Source organism: Vibrio sp. Isolate32, from assembly GCF_022397955.1.
Taxonomy (GTDB): domain Bacteria; phylum Pseudomonadota; class Gammaproteobacteria; order Enterobacterales; family Vibrionaceae; genus Vibrio.
This window is the reverse complement of record NZ_JAKEUQ010000008.1, coordinates 237,427-257,027: the sequence shown is the minus strand read 5'-3', so window position 1 is coordinate 257,027 and position 19,601 is coordinate 237,427. Positions and strand designations below refer to the sequence as shown.

General features: G+C 44.8%; 19 protein-coding genes. 11 read left to right on the top strand and 8 right to left on the bottom strand.

Features of this window, described 5'->3' with window-relative positions; all coding sequences use genetic code 11:
- Positions 1 to 67: 67 nt before the first annotated feature.
- The 5 genes from L1D11_RS08955 to L1D11_RS08935 all read left to right on the top strand — a co-directional run bounded on the left by L1D11_RS08955 (position 68) and on the right by L1D11_RS08935 (position 3,727).
- Positions 68 to 1,786 carry a proline--tRNA ligase gene (locus tag L1D11_RS08955; RefSeq protein ID WP_239834731.1) on the top strand — a complete coding sequence of 573 codons (1,719 nt, stop codon included), beginning with the start codon at positions 68 to 70 and terminating at the stop codon, positions 1,784 to 1,786.
- Positions 1,787 to 1,998: 212 nt separating this feature from the next.
- Entirely contained in the window at positions 1,999 to 2,667 is a 669-nt protein-coding gene (locus L1D11_RS08950; RefSeq protein ID WP_239834730.1) for a tellurite resistance TerB family protein, read from the top strand.
- Between the two features lie 119 nt (positions 2,668 to 2,786).
- A complete protein-coding gene (locus tag L1D11_RS08945) occupies positions 2,787 to 2,990 on the top strand; it encodes a YaeP family protein (RefSeq protein WP_032551682.1) in 204 nt (67 codons plus the stop codon).
- A 1-nt stretch (position 2,991) separates the two neighbouring features.
- Positions 2,992 to 3,183: a DUF4250 domain-containing protein gene (locus tag L1D11_RS08940; protein WP_239834729.1), complete on the top strand. Its 192-nt coding sequence runs from the start codon at positions 2,992 to 2,994 to the stop codon at positions 3,181 to 3,183.
- A 214-nt stretch (positions 3,184 to 3,397) separates the two neighbouring features.
- Complete coding sequence (locus L1D11_RS08935) at positions 3,398 to 3,727, top strand: hypothetical protein (protein WP_239833522.1); 330 nt, start codon at positions 3,398 to 3,400, stop codon at positions 3,725 to 3,727.
- A gap of 461 nt (positions 3,728 to 4,188) precedes the next feature.
- On the opposite strand, the gene glyA is transcribed toward L1D11_RS08935, so the two are convergent.
- A complete protein-coding gene (glyA, locus tag L1D11_RS08930; RefSeq protein WP_239833521.1) occupies positions 4,189 to 5,439 on the bottom strand; it encodes a serine hydroxymethyltransferase in 1,251 nt (416 codons plus the stop codon).
- Positions 5,440 to 5,786: 347 nt separating this feature from the next.
- Here glyA and L1D11_RS08925 point away from each other — a divergent pair, with 347 nt between their 5' ends.
- Positions 5,787 to 6,389, top strand: coding sequence for a YitT family protein (locus L1D11_RS08925; RefSeq protein WP_063524544.1), 603 nt, complete (start codon positions 5,787 to 5,789; stop codon positions 6,387 to 6,389).
- A 169-nt stretch (positions 6,390 to 6,558) separates the two neighbouring features.
- Here the strand turns inward: L1D11_RS08925 and treC are convergent, their stop codons facing one another.
- From treC to gmhB, 5 genes are all read right to left on the bottom strand, one after another.
- Positions 6,559 to 8,244, bottom strand: a complete 1,686-nt coding sequence (treC, locus tag L1D11_RS08920) for an alpha,alpha-phosphotrehalase (protein WP_239833519.1) — start codon at positions 8,242 to 8,244, stop codon at positions 6,559 to 6,561.
- A gap of 139 nt (positions 8,245 to 8,383) precedes the next feature.
- Positions 8,384 to 9,808: a PTS trehalose transporter subunit IIBC gene (gene treB, locus L1D11_RS08915; RefSeq protein WP_239833518.1), complete on the bottom strand. Its 1,425-nt coding sequence runs from the start codon at positions 9,806 to 9,808 to the stop codon at positions 8,384 to 8,386.
- A gap of 204 nt (positions 9,809 to 10,012) precedes the next feature.
- Positions 10,013 to 10,957, bottom strand: a complete 945-nt coding sequence (treR, locus tag L1D11_RS08910) for a trehalose operon repressor TreR (RefSeq protein WP_239833517.1) — start codon at positions 10,955 to 10,957, stop codon at positions 10,013 to 10,015.
- Between the two features lie 89 nt (positions 10,958 to 11,046).
- Positions 11,047 to 11,382 carry an MliC family protein gene (locus L1D11_RS08905; protein WP_048664565.1) on the bottom strand — a complete coding sequence of 112 codons (336 nt, stop codon included), beginning with the start codon at positions 11,380 to 11,382 and terminating at the stop codon, positions 11,047 to 11,049.
- A gap of 63 nt (positions 11,383 to 11,445) precedes the next feature.
- The gene (gene gmhB, locus L1D11_RS08900) at positions 11,446 to 12,030 is read right to left on the bottom strand and encodes a D-glycero-beta-D-manno-heptose 1,7-bisphosphate 7-phosphatase (RefSeq protein WP_017060762.1); all 585 of its coding nucleotides are present in this window, start codon (positions 12,028 to 12,030) and stop codon (positions 11,446 to 11,448) included.
- 207 nt (positions 12,031 to 12,237) lie between these two features.
- Between gmhB and metN the strand changes: the two genes are divergently transcribed.
- The 3 genes from metN (at position 12,238) to L1D11_RS08885 (ending at position 14,836) form a co-directional block, all read left to right on the top strand.
- Positions 12,238 to 13,272, top strand: coding sequence for a methionine ABC transporter ATP-binding protein MetN (gene metN, locus L1D11_RS08895; protein ID WP_239833516.1), 1,035 nt, complete (start codon positions 12,238 to 12,240; stop codon positions 13,270 to 13,272).
- Complete coding sequence (locus tag L1D11_RS08890; RefSeq protein ID WP_239833515.1) at positions 13,262 to 13,945, top strand: methionine ABC transporter permease; 684 nt, start codon at positions 13,262 to 13,264, stop codon at positions 13,943 to 13,945. Before metN ends, L1D11_RS08890 begins: the two co-directional genes overlap by 11 nt.
- An 81-nt stretch (positions 13,946 to 14,026) precedes the next feature.
- Complete coding sequence (locus tag L1D11_RS08885) at positions 14,027 to 14,836, top strand: MetQ/NlpA family lipoprotein (RefSeq protein WP_239833514.1); 810 nt, start codon at positions 14,027 to 14,029, stop codon at positions 14,834 to 14,836.
- Positions 14,837 to 14,947: 111 nt separating this feature from the next.
- Here L1D11_RS08885 and L1D11_RS08880 read toward each other — a convergent pair whose 3' ends face one another.
- Both L1D11_RS08880 and syd read right to left on the bottom strand, forming a co-directional pair.
- Positions 14,948 to 15,724: a Zn-ribbon-containing protein gene (locus L1D11_RS08880; RefSeq protein WP_004738535.1), complete on the bottom strand. Its 777-nt coding sequence runs from the start codon at positions 15,722 to 15,724 to the stop codon at positions 14,948 to 14,950.
- A gap of 4 nt (positions 15,725 to 15,728) precedes the next feature.
- Positions 15,729 to 16,274 (bottom strand): SecY-interacting protein, encoded by a 546-nt coding sequence (gene syd, locus L1D11_RS08875; RefSeq protein WP_239833513.1) that lies wholly within the window; start codon positions 16,272 to 16,274, stop codon positions 15,729 to 15,731.
- A gap of 143 nt (positions 16,275 to 16,417) precedes the next feature.
- On the opposite strand from syd, the gene queF reads away from it, so the two are divergent.
- Both queF and L1D11_RS08865 read left to right on the top strand, forming a co-directional pair.
- Entirely contained in the window at positions 16,418 to 17,263 is an 846-nt protein-coding gene (queF, locus tag L1D11_RS08870; protein WP_239833512.1) for an NADPH-dependent 7-cyano-7-deazaguanine reductase QueF, read from the top strand.
- A 53-nt stretch (positions 17,264 to 17,316) separates the two neighbouring features.
- Positions 17,317 to 19,575 (top strand): tetratricopeptide repeat protein, encoded by a 2,259-nt coding sequence (locus tag L1D11_RS08865; RefSeq protein WP_239833511.1) that lies wholly within the window; start codon positions 17,317 to 17,319, stop codon positions 19,573 to 19,575.
- Positions 19,576 to 19,601 lie beyond the last annotated feature (26 nt).

The following is a 19,601-nucleotide window of genomic DNA, read 5'->3' as shown; positions in this document are numbered from 1 at the left end:
TCGGATTTACTGCTGCCAATAACGGCAGTAAATTTACTTTTATTAATGATGAAACGGATACCATAGAATGCGTACCAGTAACTATCTTCTTTCTACTCTGAAAGAGACTCCAAACGACGCAGAAGTTATCAGCCACCAGCTGATGCTACGTGCAGGTATGATCCGTAAGCTAGCTTCAGGTTTATACACTTGGCTACCTACCGGTCTGCGTGTACTGCGTAAAGTCGAAAACATCGTTCGCCAAGAGATCGATAATGCAGGTGCAGTTGAGACTTTAATGCCCGTAGTGCAGCCGTTTGAGCTATGGGAAGAGACTGGTCGTAGCGAAAAAATGGGCCCAGAACTACTGCGCTTTACTGACCGTCATTCTCGTCCGTTTGTTCTTAGCCCAACAGCTGAAGAAGTAATCACGAGCCTAGTTCGTAATGAAGTAAACTCGTACAAACAGCTACCACTGAACCTGTACCAGATTCAAACTAAGTTCCGTGATGAGCGTCGTCCACGTTTCGGTGTTATGCGTGCTCGTGAATTCTCTATGATGGATGCGTACAGCTTCGACATCGACAAAGAAGGCCTAGAAAAGTCTTACCAAGCGATGCACGATGCTTACTGTAATGCATTCGACCGCATGGGCCTTGAGTACCGTCCAGTACTTGCAGACTCAGGCGCTATCGGTGGTAGTGGTTCTCAAGAGTTCCACGTACTAGCTGAAAGCGGCGAAGACCTAATCGCATTCTCTACAGAATCTGATTACGCAGCAAACATCGAGAAAGCGGAAGCACTTGCTCCAACTGAAGAAGCTGCTGCACCAACTCAAGAGATGGAACTGGTTGATACTCCAAACGCGAAAACTATCGCAGAATTGGTAAAGCAACACGGTCTAGCAATCGAGAAAACCGTTAAGACTCTATTCGTTAAAGCTTCTGATGAAGTAGATGCAGACATCATTGCTCTAATCATCCGTGGCGATCACGAACTGAACGAAGTGAAAGCGGAAAACCTTCCACAAGTTGCTTCTCCACTAGAGATGGCTTCTGAAGAAGAAATTCGTGCACTCGTTGGCGCTGGCCCTGGTTCACTTGGTCCTGTAGGCCTAGAGCTACCATTCATCGTTGACCGCTCTGTTGCTGTAATGAGCGACTTTGGCGCGGGTGCAAACATCGATGGTAAGCACTACTTCGGTATCAACTGGGGTCGTGACGTTGAGCTTGCTCAAGTAGAAGACCTACGTAACGTAATCGAAGGCGACCTAAGCCCATGTGGTAAAGGTACACTTCAGCTTAAACGTGGTATCGAAGTTGGTCATATCTTCCAACTAGGTAACGTTTACTCACAAGCGATGAACTGTGGCGTACTTGGTCCTGACGGTAAGAACGTTACCCTTGAGATGGGTTGTTATGGTATCGGTGTATCACGTGTTGTTGCTTCTGCAATCGAGCAGAACCATGACAAATACGGCATCATCTGGCCAGACGCACTAGCACCTTTCCAAGTTGCTATCGTTCCTATGAACATGCACAAGTCTGAAGAAGTTAAAGAAGCAGCTGAGAAGCTATACGCTGAACTAACAGCTATGGGTATTGAAGTACTATTCGATGACCGTAAAGAGCGTCCAGGCGTAATGTTCTCTGACATCGAGCTAATTGGTATCCCCCACACTATCGTGATCGGCGACCGCTCAATGAAAGAAGGCAACTTCGAATACAAGAACCGTCGCGAAGGCACTAAAGAAGCTGTAGCAATGGATTCAATTGTTGAGCACGTAACGGCTCAGTTTGCTAAATAAGCAGATCGTCATCGATTGAATTCCTATTCAATTGAAAGCGTGTTCGATTAAAACCCCAAAAGGCTGCCACATGGCGGCCTTTTTTATCCCTCCTGCTTTTGCCTCTCTTCCCCAAACTGAATGTAAATCATTGTAAGTTAATCCTCTGTTCACCTTCGAGGACGTATAGTGAATCTCAAGACAATTCCAACGTGTTTATTTCTGGAGGTTCCATGGATATCAAAAGTTTACTTAACCAAGCACTGCAGTCGGATCTGGTAAAACAAGGCAGCCAGAAACTCTCTCAAGGCTCCTCTAGCTTAAGCGGACTGACCCAAGACAAAGGTAAACTTGGGGCTCTTGGTGCTGGCGCCATTGGCGGTGGGCTGTTAGGTGCATTGATGGGGTCAAAGAAAACCAAGAAAATCGGTAAAAAGGCCGTTAGTATTGGTGGCGCGGCCGCACTCGGCGCCTTAGCTTACAAGGTTTATAACGACTACCAAGCTAAACAGGGCACACCGGACTCTTCACCTCAAGCGACATTCAATGAGCAGGACTCTAATCATAACCTGCTGATTCTGCGATCAATGATCGCCGCTTCCAAAGCAGATGGACATGTCGACGAGGAAGAGATGACAAAAATAGAGCAAGCTGTCGAGAACATGGGCGCGGACTATCAACTGACCAAGCTAGTTTCAGAAGAGCTGCATAAGCCGCTTGACCCTAGCGACATTGCGCAGCTCGCCACCAGCCCGCAACAAGCAAGCGAAATCTACCTCGCTTCGTTGATCGTGGTTGATGAGCAGAACTTTATGGAAAAATTGTACTTGAAAGAGCTCGCACGCCAGTTAAATCTAGCCGATGAAGTGAAACTGCAGTTAGAACAACAGGTCACAATTTAACCTCGAAAAATGAGAGCTTGAGCAAGAACAAACTTAACCGAATTTTCGTTGAATGCGCTTTGTTTTTGCTTTTCTCTGTGTGTATATTGAGAGAAGTTATCATTTAGTTAGGTATAGAAATGAAAGTATACGATTGTTGTGATTTAGTGCGTGAGCTTTATTCTCAAATCGGTAGTGGCGATCAGGGTTACATCCCTCAAGCGATTACATGTGCAGTGAAAACACTCAATGACTTAGCAGCCGATGAGTCTCTTCCACGCGAAGCGCGTGAACGTGCTGCCTTTGCTGCAGCGAACTTACTGATCTCTGATTTCGAGGACTAATATGAACTTAGCGAATTTTGAAACCATGGATCCTGTGATGCTGATGAGCATCGTTAACATGAAGCTACGTGACGACTTCTCTGGCGACCTAGATAAACTCGCTAACTTCTTCGATATTGATAAAGCTGCACTCGAAGCAAAACTTGTGACTGCAGGCTTTGAATTCCTACCAGAAGCGAAACAATTTCGATAAATCGTAGTTCAGATTGACAAAGGCCAACCTTGTGTTGGTCTTTTTGTTGGCGCCAGTTAAAAGCAAAAAACTTATATAAATTATAAATTTGCGCCTATACTTTTATATCTTTATGTCTACTCACGCTCCTTGGGTCGAAGCCTGTCGTTTTAAAAGCTACCCAAAGCAGGAAGCAAGAATCGTCGCTAAAAAGAATAAAGGTGAAGGATCAACAATGAAAAAACTCGGACTTTTAACAGTGTTTACTGCAACACTCATCACTGCAGGTTGCGCTTCCAACAGTCAGCAAGACAATTTCCGCGAAGCCTCTTTTGAACTGTGTAATACAGAAGTCGAACTCTATTCAGTAAGTCATGACGAAAGAGTCCGCATCGTCTGCTCTGACGGCTCCAAGTTTGCTTTAAGCAGTGAAGATACACTGGAAGTCATGCGCGACATCAACATCGACTACTGTGATGGCGAAGGCTTAGGCAAGTTCAGTGAAAGCCGCCATTACTACTCGTTCAAGTGTAAATCAGGCACTCTACTTAGCATCAAAAAGTAGAACCAACACAAGCAAATACAAAGGGTTAATGTGAAAGCATTAGCCCTTTTTAGTACCTGCCTTTCTTTACTCTTAACCCCAAATTCACCAGATACAAAAAAGGCTCCCAACAAGAGCCTTTCAAATCATATTTTTCAATCAAATAGCTTTAGTTCAAGGAAAAGACGTAGAGTTTTCAACACCCTTCCCTAAAACTAAAAGGGACTCAATGAGCCCCCTTTAAAAGTGTTTTACAAAGTAGTTGTGTGAAATTCAAGGAGAGCACGCAGAGCTTAAAGATGTAAGTGAGCATGCTCGACAACGTAGTACCTCAAAAAACAAAAAAAGGCCCCTATATAATAGGAGCCTCTAAAATCATCATTTTTCAAAGTAGTTGTTTGAAATTCTAGGAGAGCACGCGGAGCTTACGGATGTAAGTGAGCATGGTCGACAACGAAGTTCAAATTACTACGCAGAAAAAATTAAGCGTAAACGGGTAGACGCTTACAGATTTCTAGCACTTTTGCTTTAGTCGCTTCGATAACAGACTCATCACCCATGTTATCTAGGATGTCACAGATCCAACCTGCTAGCTCTTTCGCGTCTGTTTCTGAGAAACCGCGACGAGTGATAGAAGGAGAACCGATGCGAATACCTGACGTTACAAACGGGCTACGTGGGTCGTTTGGTACTGAGTTCTTGTTTACTGTGATGTTTGCTGCACCTAGTGCTGCATCTGCTTCTTTACCTGTAATGTCTTTGTTGATTAGGTCAACTAGGAACAGGTGGTTCTCTGTAGAACCTGAAACGATGTTGTAACCACGCTCAAGGAATTCAGCAACCATTGCTTTTGCGTTAGCAACGACACGTGCTTGGTATTCTTTGAATTCTGGCTCTAGTGCTTCTTTGAACGCTACTGCTTTACCAGCGATAACGTGCATTAGAGGACCACCTTGGCCGCCTGGGAATACTGCTGAGTTCAGCTTCTTGTAAAGATCTTCGCCTTCGTTAGAAAGGATTAGACCGCCACGTGGGCCTGCTAGCGTTTTGTGCGTTGTTGTTGTAACAACGTGCGCGTGTGGAACTGGGTTCGGGTAAACACCTGCTGCGATTAGACCGGCTACGTGAGCCATATCTACGAATAGGTAAGCACCTACTTTGTCAGCGATTTCACGCATGCGCTTCCAATCACAGATTTGAGAGTAAGCAGAGAAACCACCGATGATCATCTTAGGCTTGTTCTCGATAGCTAGCTTTTCCATCTCTTCGTAATCGATTTGACCTGCTTCGTCGATACCGTAAGGGATGATGTTGTAAAGCTTACCAGAGAAGTTTACTGGAGAACCGTGAGTTAGGTGACCACCGTGCGCTAGGCTCATACCTAGAACTGTATCGCCAGCGTTTAGTAGTGCCATATATACAGCGTTGTTTGCTTGAGAACCTGAGTGAGGCTGTACGTTAGCGTACTCAGCACCAAACAGCTCACATGCACGTTCAATTGCTAGGGTTTCTACTTTGTCTACGTACTCACAACCACCGTAGTAACGCTTGCCTGGGTAGCCTTCAGCGTATTTGTTTGTTAGCTGAGAACCTTGAGCTTCCATTACACGTGGGCTTGTGTAGTTTTCTGAAGCGATAAGTTCGATGTGCTCTTCCTGACGAAGAGTTTCTTCTTGGATAGCTGCGAATAGATCCGCATCGTAATCAGCAATGTTCATGTCACGCTTAAGCATCTGTATCTCCTGACTCAGATTGTACTGAAAGTTTCAAAAAAACCACACAACGACCGAAAGCAAACGTTTCCGTCACCGTTTTGATGTGACGCATTCTACATAATTTGATCTAGGTCATAAAGAGCTAATTGCAATTTTATCATGCAGTTTTTTCATAATCACAAATAAGATTCATCATGGTTATCGGGCTTATCCAACCAAAGACGCCCCTTACTGTCAATTTTACGATTTACACCCTGTAAAACGCAGATTACATAGGTTTACCTTAATTTTGCACCTCTAGCTACCGAAAGCTTAAGTTTTTAACTACTATGCACGCCTTTATTGATTAGGTAATTATTAAAACGATGGAAAAACACTCACGTAAAGAAGATTGGATTGCAGTCCTGACGGGCACGTTTTTAGTAGCGTTAGGCGTCTTCTTTTTACAGTCTGCGAATCTGCTTACCGGAGGCACTACTGGCCTGGCTCTACTGTTGAGTCAATTTTTGCCTGTAACCTTTGGTATTTTATACTTTGCTGCTAACTGTCCATTCTATCTATTGGCGTGGAAGCGTTTTGGTCGTAGCTTTGCGATCAGCAGTGCGATTTCCGGCGCTTTAGTGTCTGTGTTTGCCGATCATTTATACTTGGTTATTTCGCTCGAAGTTCATAACGAGATCTACTGTGCCGTTGCCGGTGGCTTGTTGATGGGCTTGGGTATGCTGATTCTGTTCCGTCATCGTTCTAGCCTGGGTGGCTTCAACGTCTTGTGTTTGTTTATTCAAGATCGCTACGGCATCTCAGTAGGTAAAACTCAAATGGCGATCGACGCGTGTATTCTGTTTGCCTCGTTCTTCTTTGTATCGCCTTGGGTGATTGCCGTTTCGGTATTGGGCACCGCTGTATTGAACATCGTATTAGCAATGAATCACAAGCCTACTCGTTACTCGGTGAATTACGCGTCTTAGCGCTTATTACCTGCCATAGGTTGTTAGTGTCTAATGCTTTAATGCAAGCAGAAACATCATGACCAAGACATCACTAAACAAAAAGGCTTTGGGGAGCACTCCAAAGCCTTTGTAAAAACCTAATTTTTAGGGGGAACTTAAGAATTAGGCTTATTAAAATGAAACAAGGTTAACCTTCAATCAACAAAATACGAGTCTCGTAAGAACGCAAGACTTGATGATGCGATGTTACTGAATCGTCAGCCTCTTGATAGTTAGAAAGCAAACACTTGGCATTCGTCATATCAAAACGCTCAGGTAAAGCACATTCCGTCTCTTCACCATAATAGTTATTAATACACAGTAGAGCCTGCCCTTCGCTCTCACGAGAATACGCAAATACTGATGGGTGCTCAGGTAACAAATCTTGATAGCTACCGTGTGTAATCACAGGCACTTCTTTACGAAGTTCAATCAAACTCTTGTAGAAATAGAACACCGAATCTTTGTCTTCCAGTGCTTGCTCTGCATTGATCTCAGGGTAGTTGCTCGCAACATCCAGCCATGGCTGAGCCTTTGAAAAGCCCGCGTGCGCTTCGTTACTCCATTGCATCGGTGTACGAGAGTTATCACGAGACTTCTGCGCTAGAATCGCCATCATATCTTGATGATCCACACCATCGCGATTGACCATGATGTCGTACATGTTAGTGCTCTCTACATCGCGATACTGACTGATCTCGGTATAACCTGGATTCGTCATGCCAATCTCTTCACCTTGATAAATATAAGGTGTGCCTTGCATCATGTGGACAGACGCCGCGAGCATCTTGGCTGATTCAACGCGATATTGCTGATCGTTACCTAAGCGGCTCACCACTCGCGGTTGGTCGTGGTTACACCAGAACAATGCGCCCCACCCTTTTCCGTTCAAGCCTGTTTGCCAATGATTGAAGATCGACTTTAGCTGCAAGAAATCAAACGGAGCATTAGTCCACTTCTGACCATTGGTGTAATCAACCTTAAGGTGGTGGAAGTTAAACACCATCGATAGCTCGCTGTTATCAACGTTTGAGTATTGCTGACAATGTTCCAACGTGGTTGAAGACATCTCGCCTACGGTGACGCTGCCGTACTTCTGGAATACGGCTTCGCTGATCTCTTTCAGATATTCATGGACACGTGGGCCGTCTGTGTAAAAACGACGACCATCACCAATATCGTCATTAGGGAAATCTTGCTGTTTTGAAATCAGGTTGATCACATCCAAGCGGAAACCATCGACGCCCTTCTCAGCCCAGAAGCTAATAACGTCTTTTACTTCTTCACGTACAACAGGATTCTCCCAATTCAGGTCAGCCTGTTCTTTTGCGAATAAGTGTAGGAAGTATTGCCCAGTCGCCTCATCTAATTCCCACGCATTACCACCGAACTTAGACTGCCAGTTAGTTGGAGCTTGACCATCTACTGGATCTTTCCAGATGTAGTAGTCGCGGTATGGGCTGTTTTTGTCACCCAATGCCGACTGAAACCACGCATGCTCGGTTGAGGTGTGATTTACCACGATATCCATCACGATACGGATACCACGTTGGTGCGCTTCAGACAATAATAAGTCGAAATCTTCCATGGTGCCGAATTGAGGATTAATCGCATAGTAGTCTGAAATATCGTAACCATTATCGATCATAGGAGATGCGTAAACCGGGGTTAACCAAATCGCATCGACACTCAAGTGTTTGAGGTAATCCAGTTTTGAAATGATCCCTTTGATATCGCCAGTACCTTTACTGCCACTGTCGCAGAAGCTCTTTGGGTAGATTTGATAGATGGTTGCGGTTTTCCACCAACTTTCATCATGCTCAGTCATCGCCATCTCTAACACTCACTTACCAGAAAATATAAATAAAAATCACCATGCTTACATGGTCGAATAGCCGTTATAACTAAAAGAAAAAGCTATAACTAAGAGAAAAAGCGATAACTCACTTTGGAGTCATCGCTTATTAAATGCATTACGCGTTCGTAGTTTCTAGCTCACCTTTCGACTGCGCTCGCTTGTAGAAGAACAGAGTTAACGTGATAGGAAGTACTATCGCCACCAGCATCGCGACCAGGTAAATCGACCAATATTGAGGTTGAATCGATAGGATGCCCGGCAAGCCGCCAACACCGATACCATTCGCCATCACACCTGCGCTACCACAGATTGCAGCTGCAACAGCACTACCAATCATTGCGCTCAGCATTGGGAATTTGTATTTAAGGTTGATGCCGTACATCGCAGGCTCTGTTACACCTAAGTAAGCTGAAATTGCCGCAGGAACCGAAATATCTCGCTCACCTTCACGCTTGCTCAAGATAATGATTCCGACTACTGCCGATGCTTGTGCAATGTTTGATAGTGCAATCAAAGGCCAGATTGGTGTACCGCCTAAGTCTTGCATCAGTTGCAGATCCACCGCGTTGGTGGTGTGGTGAATACCCGTGATAACCAAAGGTGCGTACAGGAAGCCAAATACCACTGAACCAAGAATCGCAAAATCACCTGTCATTGCCGCTTTAGCCGCGAATGCCACACCATCGCCTAACATACGACCGAATGGGCCAATGAAAGCGTGCGCTAGAATCACAGACAAAATAATCGATACAAATGGCACAACCACTAGGTACAAGTAAGCTGGGACGATGCGCTTAAGATTGGTTTCAATGAACGCCAAAGCCACACCCGCTAACATCGCAGGGATCACCTGAGCCTGATAACCGACTTTCTCAATCACAAACAGTCCAAAATCCCATACCTCAGGTACCGATTTACCTATCATGTATGCGTTCATGAGTTGTGGTGAAACCAAGGTCACGCCGAGCGTGATACCCAAAATAGGGGTTCCGCCAAGCTTCTTAACCGTTGCCCAACAGACGCCAACCGGTAGGAAGAAGAAAATAGCTTCGCCGATCAGCCATAAGAAAGAGTGAACGGTTGCCCAGAATTGACTGATTTCAACTAGGGTTTTGCCGTCGAACATGCGAATGTCGCCAATCACATTACGGAAACCAAGAATCAAACCACCAGTAATGATGGCAGGCAGCAGTGGTACGAAAATTTCGGCTAAATGGGAGATACCACGCTCAAGGAAGTTCATATTTTGACGAGCAGCCAACTTCGCCTCATCTTTTGATGATGCCTCTTTACCTGTCTGTTCAATCAGAAGTGCGTACACTTCATCAACTTCAGTGCCAATCACAACTTGGAATTGGCCTGCGTTAGTAAAACAGCCTTTTACTAGCTTCAGTTTTTCGAGTTCAGCTTTGTTGGCCTGCTCTGTATCGTTCAATACAAAACGCAGTCGAGTCAGACAGTGGCTGACACTCGCAATGTTTTCTCTACCACCGACTAACTCGATAAGACGCGCAACGTCTTGCTTCGCTATCTTACTCATACTACCCCACCCTGGTTTCATTCAATTGCTCATCTAAACCATGCAGCTATAACCACTCAGATCTAGATTAATGGGAACATTCCCAATTACGGTTATTATAATGCCTGCATGAATGATAAATTAAAATGGGAACAGTCCCATTAATTGAAAGAGATCACACTCTAATTTTAATCTAAGCGGTTCAATTTCGCTTAATTGAGTGGATTATAGAATCGGAGATTGGGTGTGATGAGAGATCTCTGAATTCCCTAAAAGCTGAGAGATCAATAGATTAGCCGCCAACTTACCTGCAGCTTGGTAGCCTGGATCAATGCTAAATACGCGAGGAAACAAGAAAGAGAGAAGATCATTGCCACCAACGCCTGTTACGACCACATCTTCACGTTGTAGTTCTTGTAGACGCTTGATCACGCCAAGAGCCAATGTGTCACTGGCACAAACAACTGCTTGAGTTGTAGGAGTCAGTACCTCATCCACCAGCTGATAAGCGCTTTCATGATGAAGCTGTCCAGTACGATAATTCGCAATCACTCCAGTGCTTTCACACCAATCGAGGTAAGCCTTGAGACGCAGTTCACCCGTTGATTTATCGCTAGGGTCAACGCCAATAAATCCAACATCGGAGATCCCCTGATCCGACAGGTGTACTAACGCACTATTGATCACCTGTTGGTTATCGTAGTTAATCGACGTCACATTCTCGGTATCCAGAGCAATCACCACGGCTTTGTGTCCCCACGCTTCGATTGCAGGAATATCGCAGTCAGTAAAGCCAAATACAATAATGCCATCAACGTTACGACGTTTAAGAACCTGAAGATGCTCGTTGGCTTTTTCTCTGTCGAGTTGGCTTTCCATGATCACGACATCGTAATCCGCTCGATACAACTCGGCCAGCATAGTGCTAACGGCTTTGTTTTCAGAGGGGGAATCCAAACGAGAGATAATCACGCCGATGACTTTTTGGCTGCCACCGCGCATTGATTGCGCAGACTTTGAAGGCGTGTACCCAGATTCTTGAATTACTCTTTCCACCCTTTCACGGGTTTCAGGTTTCACTTTTGGATCATTGGTCAGAACGCGAGATACGGTTGACTTACCAACACCGGACAGCTTAGCAATATCGAGAATAGTGAGTTTTTTGCTCATAAAAAGTCTAACGTTAAAGGGAAGAGAAGAAAAAGTGAGGGTAGATTCCCTCACTTAACTGTTTGTAAATCTTAGGAGTTAACTATGACTTACTTTCGACAATTTTTATAGACGACACGACCAAGTTCTAGACGTGCGTTGTCACCTTTAGTGCGTAAAGTGACGCTATTGATCAGTTCAGAGGTTCCATCATCTAAGATGTACTTCGTTCCTGAACCTGCCGCTATTTGAGTGAGGCGATATTCATTCTCTGGCAAACGTAATACCGCTTTTTCATTACCAAGGTAAGCGACCTTAAATGAAGCGTCAGACTCACATTGATAAGTCACGAATTGATCGTCCGATACTGCACCATCAGGCGCTGCGGATTTAGAACACCCGAACAACGCTACCGTACATAGAGATGCTATCAACAATGCTTTCATGCTACGTTCCTCATCTTTATATAGTGAACAACACTTATATCTAAGTGAAAGAGACTTAGTGTCTTAACCTTTTAAGAAAGCAGGTACATCTTTAATGCTATCAAGTACCACACTAGCTAGCGCTTCACCCTTTTCAGTGATTGGCTTACCGGTTCTTACCAGTACTTTGGTGCCAACACCTGCCGCTTCTGCAGCCATCATGTCTTCAGCTTTATCGCCGATCATGACCGAGTTAGCCATATCAATCTTCAGAAAGTCACGAGCAGAAATGAACATACCTGGCTTTGGTTTACGACATTCACAATCTTGCTTGTAGTCACCAATACCGTGTTCAGCGTGGTGCGGGCAGTAATAGATGCCATCAAGCTCAACGCCGTTATCGACAAAGTTCCAATCCATCCACTGCGTTAAAGAAAGAAAACGGTCTTCACTAAACATGCCGCGAGCAATACCAGATTGGTTGGTCACTAGCACCAATAAATAACCCATATCTTTAAACGCTTTCGCCGCTTCAAACACACCATCGATGTATTCAAAGTCATGCTCATCATGTACGTAGCCGTGATCAACGTTAATCACACCATCACGATCTAAAAAAACAGCAGGTTTAGACAAAATTTTGTTCTCTATCAACTCTCTATTAATCATTAATTATTACACGCTTTATTTGCTTCATCACTATCTATTTAGTTTTGCGTTCGTTAACGATTTGTTTCTAGCTTATCAATACAATCGACGTTTAGCCGTCTAGACGTAAAAATATCTATTGACTTAGATCATAGAACACCATAGCATCGTCTGTAAATCGAGCGAGCTATCGACATATTATTCTGTTCTACCTGCACGGGTTTCTCTATGATTAAAGTGAATCAAGTCAACAAGGTTTTTTATCAAGGCACTAAAGAAATCAACGCCTTAATTGATATCAACCTCCACATTCCTCAAGGTCAAATCTTTGGAGTCATCGGCTCTTCAGGTGCAGGCAAAAGTACCCTAATCCGCTGTGTAAATATGTTGGAAGCCCCGACTTCAGGTGAAGTGATTGTTGACGGTATCGACCTGACAAAACTCAGCAAATCTGAACTTAGCGAAGCGCGCCGTAATATCGGCATGATATTCCAACACTTCAACCTGCTGTCTTCTCGTGCTGTATTTAACAATGTAGCACTGCCTTTAGAACTTGCTGGTAAAGATAAAGCGATTATTGAAGCGAAAGTGAGTGAGTTACTTGAACTCGTTGGCTTGGCTGATAAGCGTGACACTTACCCTGCAAATCTAAGTGGCGGTCAAAAACAGCGTGTGGCGATTGCTCGTGCACTGGCCTCTGATCCGAAAGTACTGCTGTGTGATGAAGCGACCAGCGCATTGGATCCTGCGACTACCCAATCGATTCTTGAGCTACTGCGTGAAATCAACCGCAAGCTGAACATCACGATCCTGCTTATTACGCACGAGATGGATGTGGTTAAGAGCATTTGTCACGAAGTGGCGATCATCGGCGGTGGTGAATTGGTAGAGAAAGGCACAGTTGGTGACATCTTTGCTCACCCTAAAACTGAGCTTGCGCATCAATTCATTCGTTCAACGCTGGATCTGACGATTCCCGAAGATTACCAAGCACGCTTGCAACAGACTCGTGTAAACAGCAGCTACCCGCTGGTACGCCTTGAGTTTACTGGTGCTACGGTTGATGCTCCGTTGATGACGCAGATTGCACGCAAATTCAATATCGATGTCAGCATCCTAAGCTCTGACCTTGATTACGCCGGCGGTGTGAAGTTCGGCATGATGGTTGCTGAACTGTTCGGTAATGAAGCAGATGATAATGCTGCTATCCAATTCCTACGCGATAACAATGTAAAAGTAGAGGTGCTTGGTTATGTCCTTTAGTTTCAACGAGATTGCTGACTGGATCAGCCTTAACGGTAACCTTCTATTAGGCGCAACAGGCGAAACACTTTACATGGTTGCTGTCGCTGGCATTGTAGGCTTCGCTGTCGGTATTCCACTAGGCGTGGTTCTACACACGACTAAAAAAGGTGGCCTGTTAGAGAACACCAAAGTAAACAAGATTCTAGGTGCGATTGTGAACGTCGGTCGTTCAGTGCCTTTCTTAGTGTTGATGGTTGCGATTATCCCACTGACTAAGATGCTGATTGGTACCTTCATCGGTACAACAGCAGCGATTGTTCCACTGACAATTGGCGCTATCCCATTCGTAGCTCGACTTATCGAAAGTGCGCTACTTGAAGTACCAACAGGTCTTGTGGAAGCAGCTCAATCAATGGGCGCAACACCAACACAAATCATCAATAAGGTTCTGCTTCCAGAAGCACTACCGACTATCATCAACTCAGTAACGATTACGCTAGTGACTCTAGTGAGCTACTCAGCAATGGCCGGAACTGTGGGCGGTGGTGGCCTAGGTGATGTCGCGATTCGTTACGGATTCCACCGCTACGATGTGACCATCATGGCTGTGACGGTAGTTATGTTGATTGTGCTAGTACAAATTATTCAATCAATCGGTGATTCATTAGTTCGCCGCGTTGACCACAGATAAAGACTCAGCGTTAAAACGCAAACTATCTAAGACAAGAGTCGTCTGAACCAAATTAAATAGATTTATTAAAAGGAGATTATTATGAAATTTAGCCTTAAAGGTTTACTAACTATCGCAGCAGCAGCTTCCGCGCTAGTTCTAGCAGGTTGTGGTGATAAAGAAGTGGATACTTCTAAAGTAAAAGTTGGCGTAATGGCAGGTGCAGAAGCTCAAGTTGCTGAAGTGGCAGCTAAAGTAGCGAAAGAGAAATACGGCCTAGATGTTGAGCTAGTAACTTTCACAGACTACGTAACACCAAACGCAGCTCTAGATGATGGTTCTATCGACATCAACGCATTCCAACACGCACCGTACCTAGATCAGCAAGTGGCTGACCGTGGCTACAGGCTAACTATCGCTGGTAACACGTTTGTTTACCCTATTGCGGGTTACTCTAAAGAAGTGAAATCGGTAGACGAAATCCAAGACGGTGCTCGTATTGCTGTACCAAACGACCCAACAAACCTAGGTCGCTCTCTACTTCTTCTTGAGCAACAAGGTCTTCTTGAGCTTCGTGAAGGTGCAGGTCTTCTTGCAACAGTACGTGACATCGTTAAGAACCCTAAGAACCTAACGATTGTTGAGCTAGACGCAGCACAACTACCACGTTCTCTTGATGACGTAGCTCTGTCTATCATCAACACAACTTACGCGAGCTCTATCAACTTGACTCCACAAAAAGATGGCGTATTCGTTGAGGACAAAGAGTCTCCATACGTGAACTTAATTGTGTCTCGTGAAGAGAACCTAAACGCTGAGAACGTACAAAACTTCGTTAAAGCTTACCAAACTGAAGAAGTGTACAAAGCAGCTTCTGACATCTTCCAAGGTGGCGTAGTTAAAGGCTGGTAATCTGCCTCACTTCACTACCCTATAGATACCAAAAGGGGCTGACATAATGTCAGCCCCTTTTTCGATTACTCGAAGCTCACTCATAAGCCTATCATGCTAAGAACACCGTCGTTACTTTAGCTGATCCCAAGAGATGTTTGATACCAGACGGCAATCATCACACTTGAAATAGAAAATATCGTGGATCGGCGCATCTAGCAGCCATTCGCCACCACATTGCGGACATTTACGCTCTTTTTCGTCTTTCAAACTAATGCCACCCACACGGTACAAGTAGTAGTAAGTAGGAATCTTAGTCAGGTATTCGATACGCCCTCTTAAGCCCCAACCGCGTTTGAACAGTACGCTTTTGGTATCGCTGATTTCCGTCAAGGTCGCGTGTTCAGCTCGACAACCACCACCCATTTGTACTTCATCACAGGCTTGCCATTCCGTCTGCCATTTCAGCACAGCTTTATGGTCGCCATTAAAGGTAGGTGGATTACGATATAGTGGGATCGGCAACAAGCTATCACCACTGCGTAGCGGTGAACAGGTATGCACAAAGGTGGTGTACAGTACTTGCCAACTAGGCGCTTCATCTTCAGCCACTTCTTCTGAATTCAAATCTCGACCCAGTAAGCGCATTTTAGGAGTAAGTAGGCTCGCATTAGACAGACGATCCAAGCACACTTTCACAAAATCTGAGTGGTTGCGAGGGTGTAAGCTATCTTGCTCCGGGCAGACAACACGAACGTAAAACTCGCCGTCACCCATCACGATAGGAAATTCACGACCCAACACTTGCCCGTTATAACGAAGTGCATCCATTAAGCCATTAACAGCCTTGTCGACAGCGCTTACCGTTGTGTTATCAAAACACTCAAATTGAAGTTCTAGTACGTACATCTATTTATACCGCTGGTTGTAGCTTTTCTAAAAATTCTGCCAATGTCTCAGCGAGTACATCACGATTTTTGGTGCCTAAACGCTCCAAAATCACGTTACCCGTTAGGTTGCAGATAGAGATAACATCCAGCTCTGCATCGGTCGCGGCGATGAAAACCGTAGGCTTTAGCTTTAAGCGACGTTGAGTCACTAGGTGACCTAAGATGTTTTCTTGTAGGCATTCGAAGTCTTCATCACTCCAAATCTGTAACAGAGTCAGCTCGTTACCATCAAAAGTCGCATTCATATCTGCGCTGTATTGAGCACCATAGAAGGTTTTGATGTCTTCATGCAGCGTTAGCTCGATGCCCGTTTCTACGTTAGTAAAATCAGCAAACTGCTCACGCGGGTAGTGTTTCCATAACACAGCGTCACCGCTCTTTTCTTCTACGCATGGCGATACGATGTCCACCAACTCCTCATTGCGAGGTAAAGTTTGGTGTTGCTGTTGCCACGCGGCAACGTATCGCTGACTAAAAGAAACCAGTGCGTCTTGAGCACGTTGAGTCATGAAAATCTCCTAAACACATAATAATAAATAGAATCTGAGCCTTTCCTTGCCAAATAAGCTTGTCTAATAAGCGATGACGTAATGACAGGGTAAAGGGGATTCAGTAAAATCGACCCCATTCTAATCGAATTTGAAACGAAAGTATGAGCAAATATTCTGACGCAAAAGAGCTAGCGGGTTTAACCCTTGGCCAAAAAACTGAGTACTCGAACCAATACGATGTAAGTTTATTGCAGCCAGTACCTCGTAGCCTTAATCGCGATGATCTTGCGCTAAACGGCGAATTGCCTTTTGTTGGTCATGATATTTGGACCATGTACGAGCTTTCGTGGCTAAACACTAACGGCTTACCACAAGTGGCTGTCGGTGAAGTTTTCATCCCAGCAACCAGCCCAAATTTAATTGAATCAAAATCTTTCAAACTGTACCTAAACAGCTACAACCAGACTCAATTTGAAAACTGGGATCAAGTCACTGAGCGCCTGATCCAAGATTTGTCCGCATGTGCAGGCGAAACGGTGATCGTGAATGTAAACTCAGTAACCGACTACACCAACCAACCTATCGTGACGATGGAAGGTGACTGTATCGACAACCAAGACATCCAGATCACGAGCTACGACTTTGAAGCATCATTGCTTGAAGGCGCTGCTGGCGAGCAAGAAGTGGAAGAAACACTGCACAGCCACCTATTGAAGTCGAACTGTTTGATCACCAATCAACCAGATTGGGGCAGCGTTGAGATCGCATATTCTGGCAAGCAAATTGACCGTGAAGCTCTGCTACGCTATTTAGTTTCATTCCGTGAGCACAACGAATTCCACGAACAATGTGTTGAGCGTATCTTCACTGATATCATGAAATACTGCGCGCCTTCGAAGTTAACTGTGTTTGCACGTTACACGCGTCGTGGTGGTCTGGATATCAACCCATACCGTTCAACAGAGCAAGATAGACCAAGCCACAATAAGCGTATGGCTCGCCAATAATCGGCAAACTACACACTTATTTGGCACCTACCTAATCTTTAAAGGACACTGAAATGCGTTGGTTATACGTTGTTAGCCTATTTATTTTAAGCTTGAGCACCTCGGTGAATGCGTCGGTCTATTCTTCGGCGCTACTCAATGAAGCCAATAACTTGGTTGAGATCGAACCAAGCCAAGCAAAAAAAATGGCCAACAGCTATCTGACACTACGTGTCCTTTCTGATCAGCGCGAGAAAAGCCCATCGGCAATTTCTCGCGAAGAGACAGACTCCTCGATCCGCACCCCGAATAGCAGTATTGATGCTTACAAGATATTAGCGAAAGCGGAATACAATTTTGGCAACATCCATACTGCGATTCAACATATCAACAAAGCCTCTGAGCTAGCGAAAACCTATAAGCTTGAGTACCTAGAATTGGACCTTCAGATCTTAAAAGTTAGGCTACTTTGGTTTAGTGATAGAGAGTCAGCCAAAGCAAAGACTGAACTTAAGAGTATTGAAGCAAACCTAGAGTCGGTGAATAAAACCTTACGCTTAGCAGAAGGCATCACCTACCGTTTGATCATGCTCAAAGCTGATATCGCGTCTTATGAAAATAAAATCGACGAAGCCGAAGAGTTCTTTCAAGAGGCAAAAGCCTACCTAGCTCAGCGCTACTCTGAAAAAGTGACCATCGACTACCACATTGCTGTCGGTGAGTTTTACCTGACCCACAAAGAATACAATCATGCATTAAACGAATTGTTGTATGGGTACTGGAAATCAGTGGAAGGTAACCTAAGTGCACGCTTGGCGAAAGTAAACCGCTTACTAGCACAGCTGTTCTTTGAGCGCCAGGTGTTAGATAAGGCATTAGAACACCTATCTCAAGCTGCTGATTTCTATGACAACTTTGAAAACTCCCCCGTATTAGCACAAGTGCTCAAAAAAATGGGTGATGTGTATTTTTACCAAGGTAAATACAACCTTGCACTGGTGCATTTCTTCAACGTATTAGATCATGAAAGTACTGACCGAGATATCTACCAAGTCATCGATATTCGCCTAAGTCTATCTGCGACTTACCTGCGCCTTTATAACTACCTTCTAGCAGAGCAGTACCTCACCCGTGCTCTTGAACTGCTCGAGTACACCGATATGCCAAAACTGGAAGGCCGTGCTGCGCTGCTATCGGCTGGGCTGGCTTACCACCTGCAAGAGAGCGAAGATGTGATCAAGCATGCGACACGCGCGCTTGAGATCTCACGCCAAGTCGAGAACTCTCGCTTGTCACAACGCTCATACTACTTGCTCTCTTTGGGTTACGAACAAGCTGGTCGCCCACAACAGGCTCTTGCCAACCTCAAGCAATACAACAGCCTAGTCTCTTTAGAGCAGCTAAAACTCAACCGTGTTGGTGAAGATGCATTCCGCCAACAGAAAGAGTTTGCCGAACAAACCTTGCACTACGCAGGGCAAGCGCAAGAGCTAGAGAAATACAAACTTGAACATCGCAAGTTCCAGAAGATCGCCTTCGCGCTATTCTTATTCAGTATTGTGCTGTTCTTCTTCGTGCTACGCCGAGGCTACATCATTCAAACCTTGGCCAAAGAAGTCGATTCACTGCGCACCGATCTCTTTACGCACTCACGTTCCAAGCTTCCTAACTTAAGAATGCTTAACGCCAAGCTATCGAACTCTTTGGAGCAAACTAGCCAAACCTTTGAACAATGGCAGATGGGTGAACTGATTCATGAACCACTGAACGACCGTTTACGCTTCGTGATGATTGATCTACCGTTCCTACGCAATATGTATACCCAGAATGGTTACAAAGCCGGCCTTGAACTTGAAGATGCATTCGGTGAGTTCCTCAAATCGAAATTGAAAGGCCCGTCTCGCGTTTACCATTTCTCGGATGCCAACCTTCTCTACATCGAGCCGAATTCAGACCGCGATTCATCGCCTGAAGCCATGTTCAGAAAAGTTCAAGATTGGGTGAATGAGTTCGAGATCGAACGTAATATCAATCGTACCGTTCGTATGGGTATCGCTGACTACCCATTCTTACCACGTGCGTACACCGCGATAAACGATCAAGAGCTATTAGATGTACTATTGATGTCAACAAACCTAGCGCGTGAGATAAGTCTCAAAGAGCGCAGCAGCCAATGGGTATACCTCAAAGCCATCGACAATGCACCAGCTGCTAGCCTTGCAACAGGTAATATAAGAGAAGCCTGTAAACATGCGATTAATCAAGGGCTAATAAAAATACAATCCTCATACCAGAATGAGGACAACATCAAAAAAATGCTAAAAGATGACTGATTTGCGAGCGGTTAAGACTTGTAACT

Coding starts and splice junctions, on each gene's coding strand:
- L1D11_RS08940 (WP_239834729.1), top strand. CDS start 2,992: ATGAACTTAGCGAATTTTGAAACCATGGATCCTGTGATGCTGATGAGC.
- L1D11_RS08925 (WP_063524544.1), top strand. CDS start 5,787: ATGGAAAAACACTCACGTAAAGAAGATTGGATTGCAGTCCTGACGGGC.
- gmhB (WP_017060762.1), bottom strand. CDS start 12,030: ATGATTAATAGAGAGTTGATAGAGAACAAAATTTTGTCTAAACCTGCT.
- L1D11_RS08865 (WP_239833511.1), top strand. CDS start 17,317: ATGCGTTGGTTATACGTTGTTAGCCTATTTATTTTAAGCTTGAGCACC.
- L1D11_RS08905 (WP_048664565.1), bottom strand. CDS start 11,382: ATGAAAGCATTGTTGATAGCATCTCTATGTACGGTAGCGTTGTTCGGG.
- queF (WP_239833512.1), top strand. CDS start 16,418: ATGAGCAAATATTCTGACGCAAAAGAGCTAGCGGGTTTAACCCTTGGC.
- glyA (WP_239833521.1), bottom strand. CDS start 5,439: ATGCTTAAGCGTGACATGAACATTGCTGATTACGATGCGGATCTATTC.
- L1D11_RS08890 (WP_239833515.1), top strand. CDS start 13,262: ATGTCCTTTAGTTTCAACGAGATTGCTGACTGGATCAGCCTTAACGGT.
- L1D11_RS08945 (WP_032551682.1), top strand. CDS start 2,787: ATGAAAGTATACGATTGTTGTGATTTAGTGCGTGAGCTTTATTCTCAA.
- L1D11_RS08885 (WP_239833514.1), top strand. CDS start 14,027: ATGAAATTTAGCCTTAAAGGTTTACTAACTATCGCAGCAGCAGCTTCC.
- treB (WP_239833518.1), bottom strand. CDS start 9,808: ATGAGTAAGATAGCGAAGCAAGACGTTGCGCGTCTTATCGAGTTAGTC.
- L1D11_RS08935 (WP_239833522.1), top strand. CDS start 3,398: ATGAAAAAACTCGGACTTTTAACAGTGTTTACTGCAACACTCATCACT.
- metN (WP_239833516.1), top strand. CDS start 12,238: ATGATTAAAGTGAATCAAGTCAACAAGGTTTTTTATCAAGGCACTAAA.
- treR (WP_239833517.1), bottom strand. CDS start 10,957: ATGAGCAAAAAACTCACTATTCTCGATATTGCTAAGCTGTCCGGTGTT.
- syd (WP_239833513.1), bottom strand. CDS start 16,274: ATGACTCAACGTGCTCAAGACGCACTGGTTTCTTTTAGTCAGCGATAC.
- L1D11_RS08880 (WP_004738535.1), bottom strand. CDS start 15,724: ATGTACGTACTAGAACTTCAATTTGAGTGTTTTGATAACACAACGGTA.
- treC (WP_239833519.1), bottom strand. CDS start 8,244: ATGGCGATGACTGAGCATGATGAAAGTTGGTGGAAAACCGCAACCATC.
- L1D11_RS08955 (WP_239834731.1), top strand. CDS start 68: ATGCGTACCAGTAACTATCTTCTTTCTACTCTGAAAGAGACTCCAAAC.
- L1D11_RS08950 (WP_239834730.1), top strand. CDS start 1,999: ATGGATATCAAAAGTTTACTTAACCAAGCACTGCAGTCGGATCTGGTA.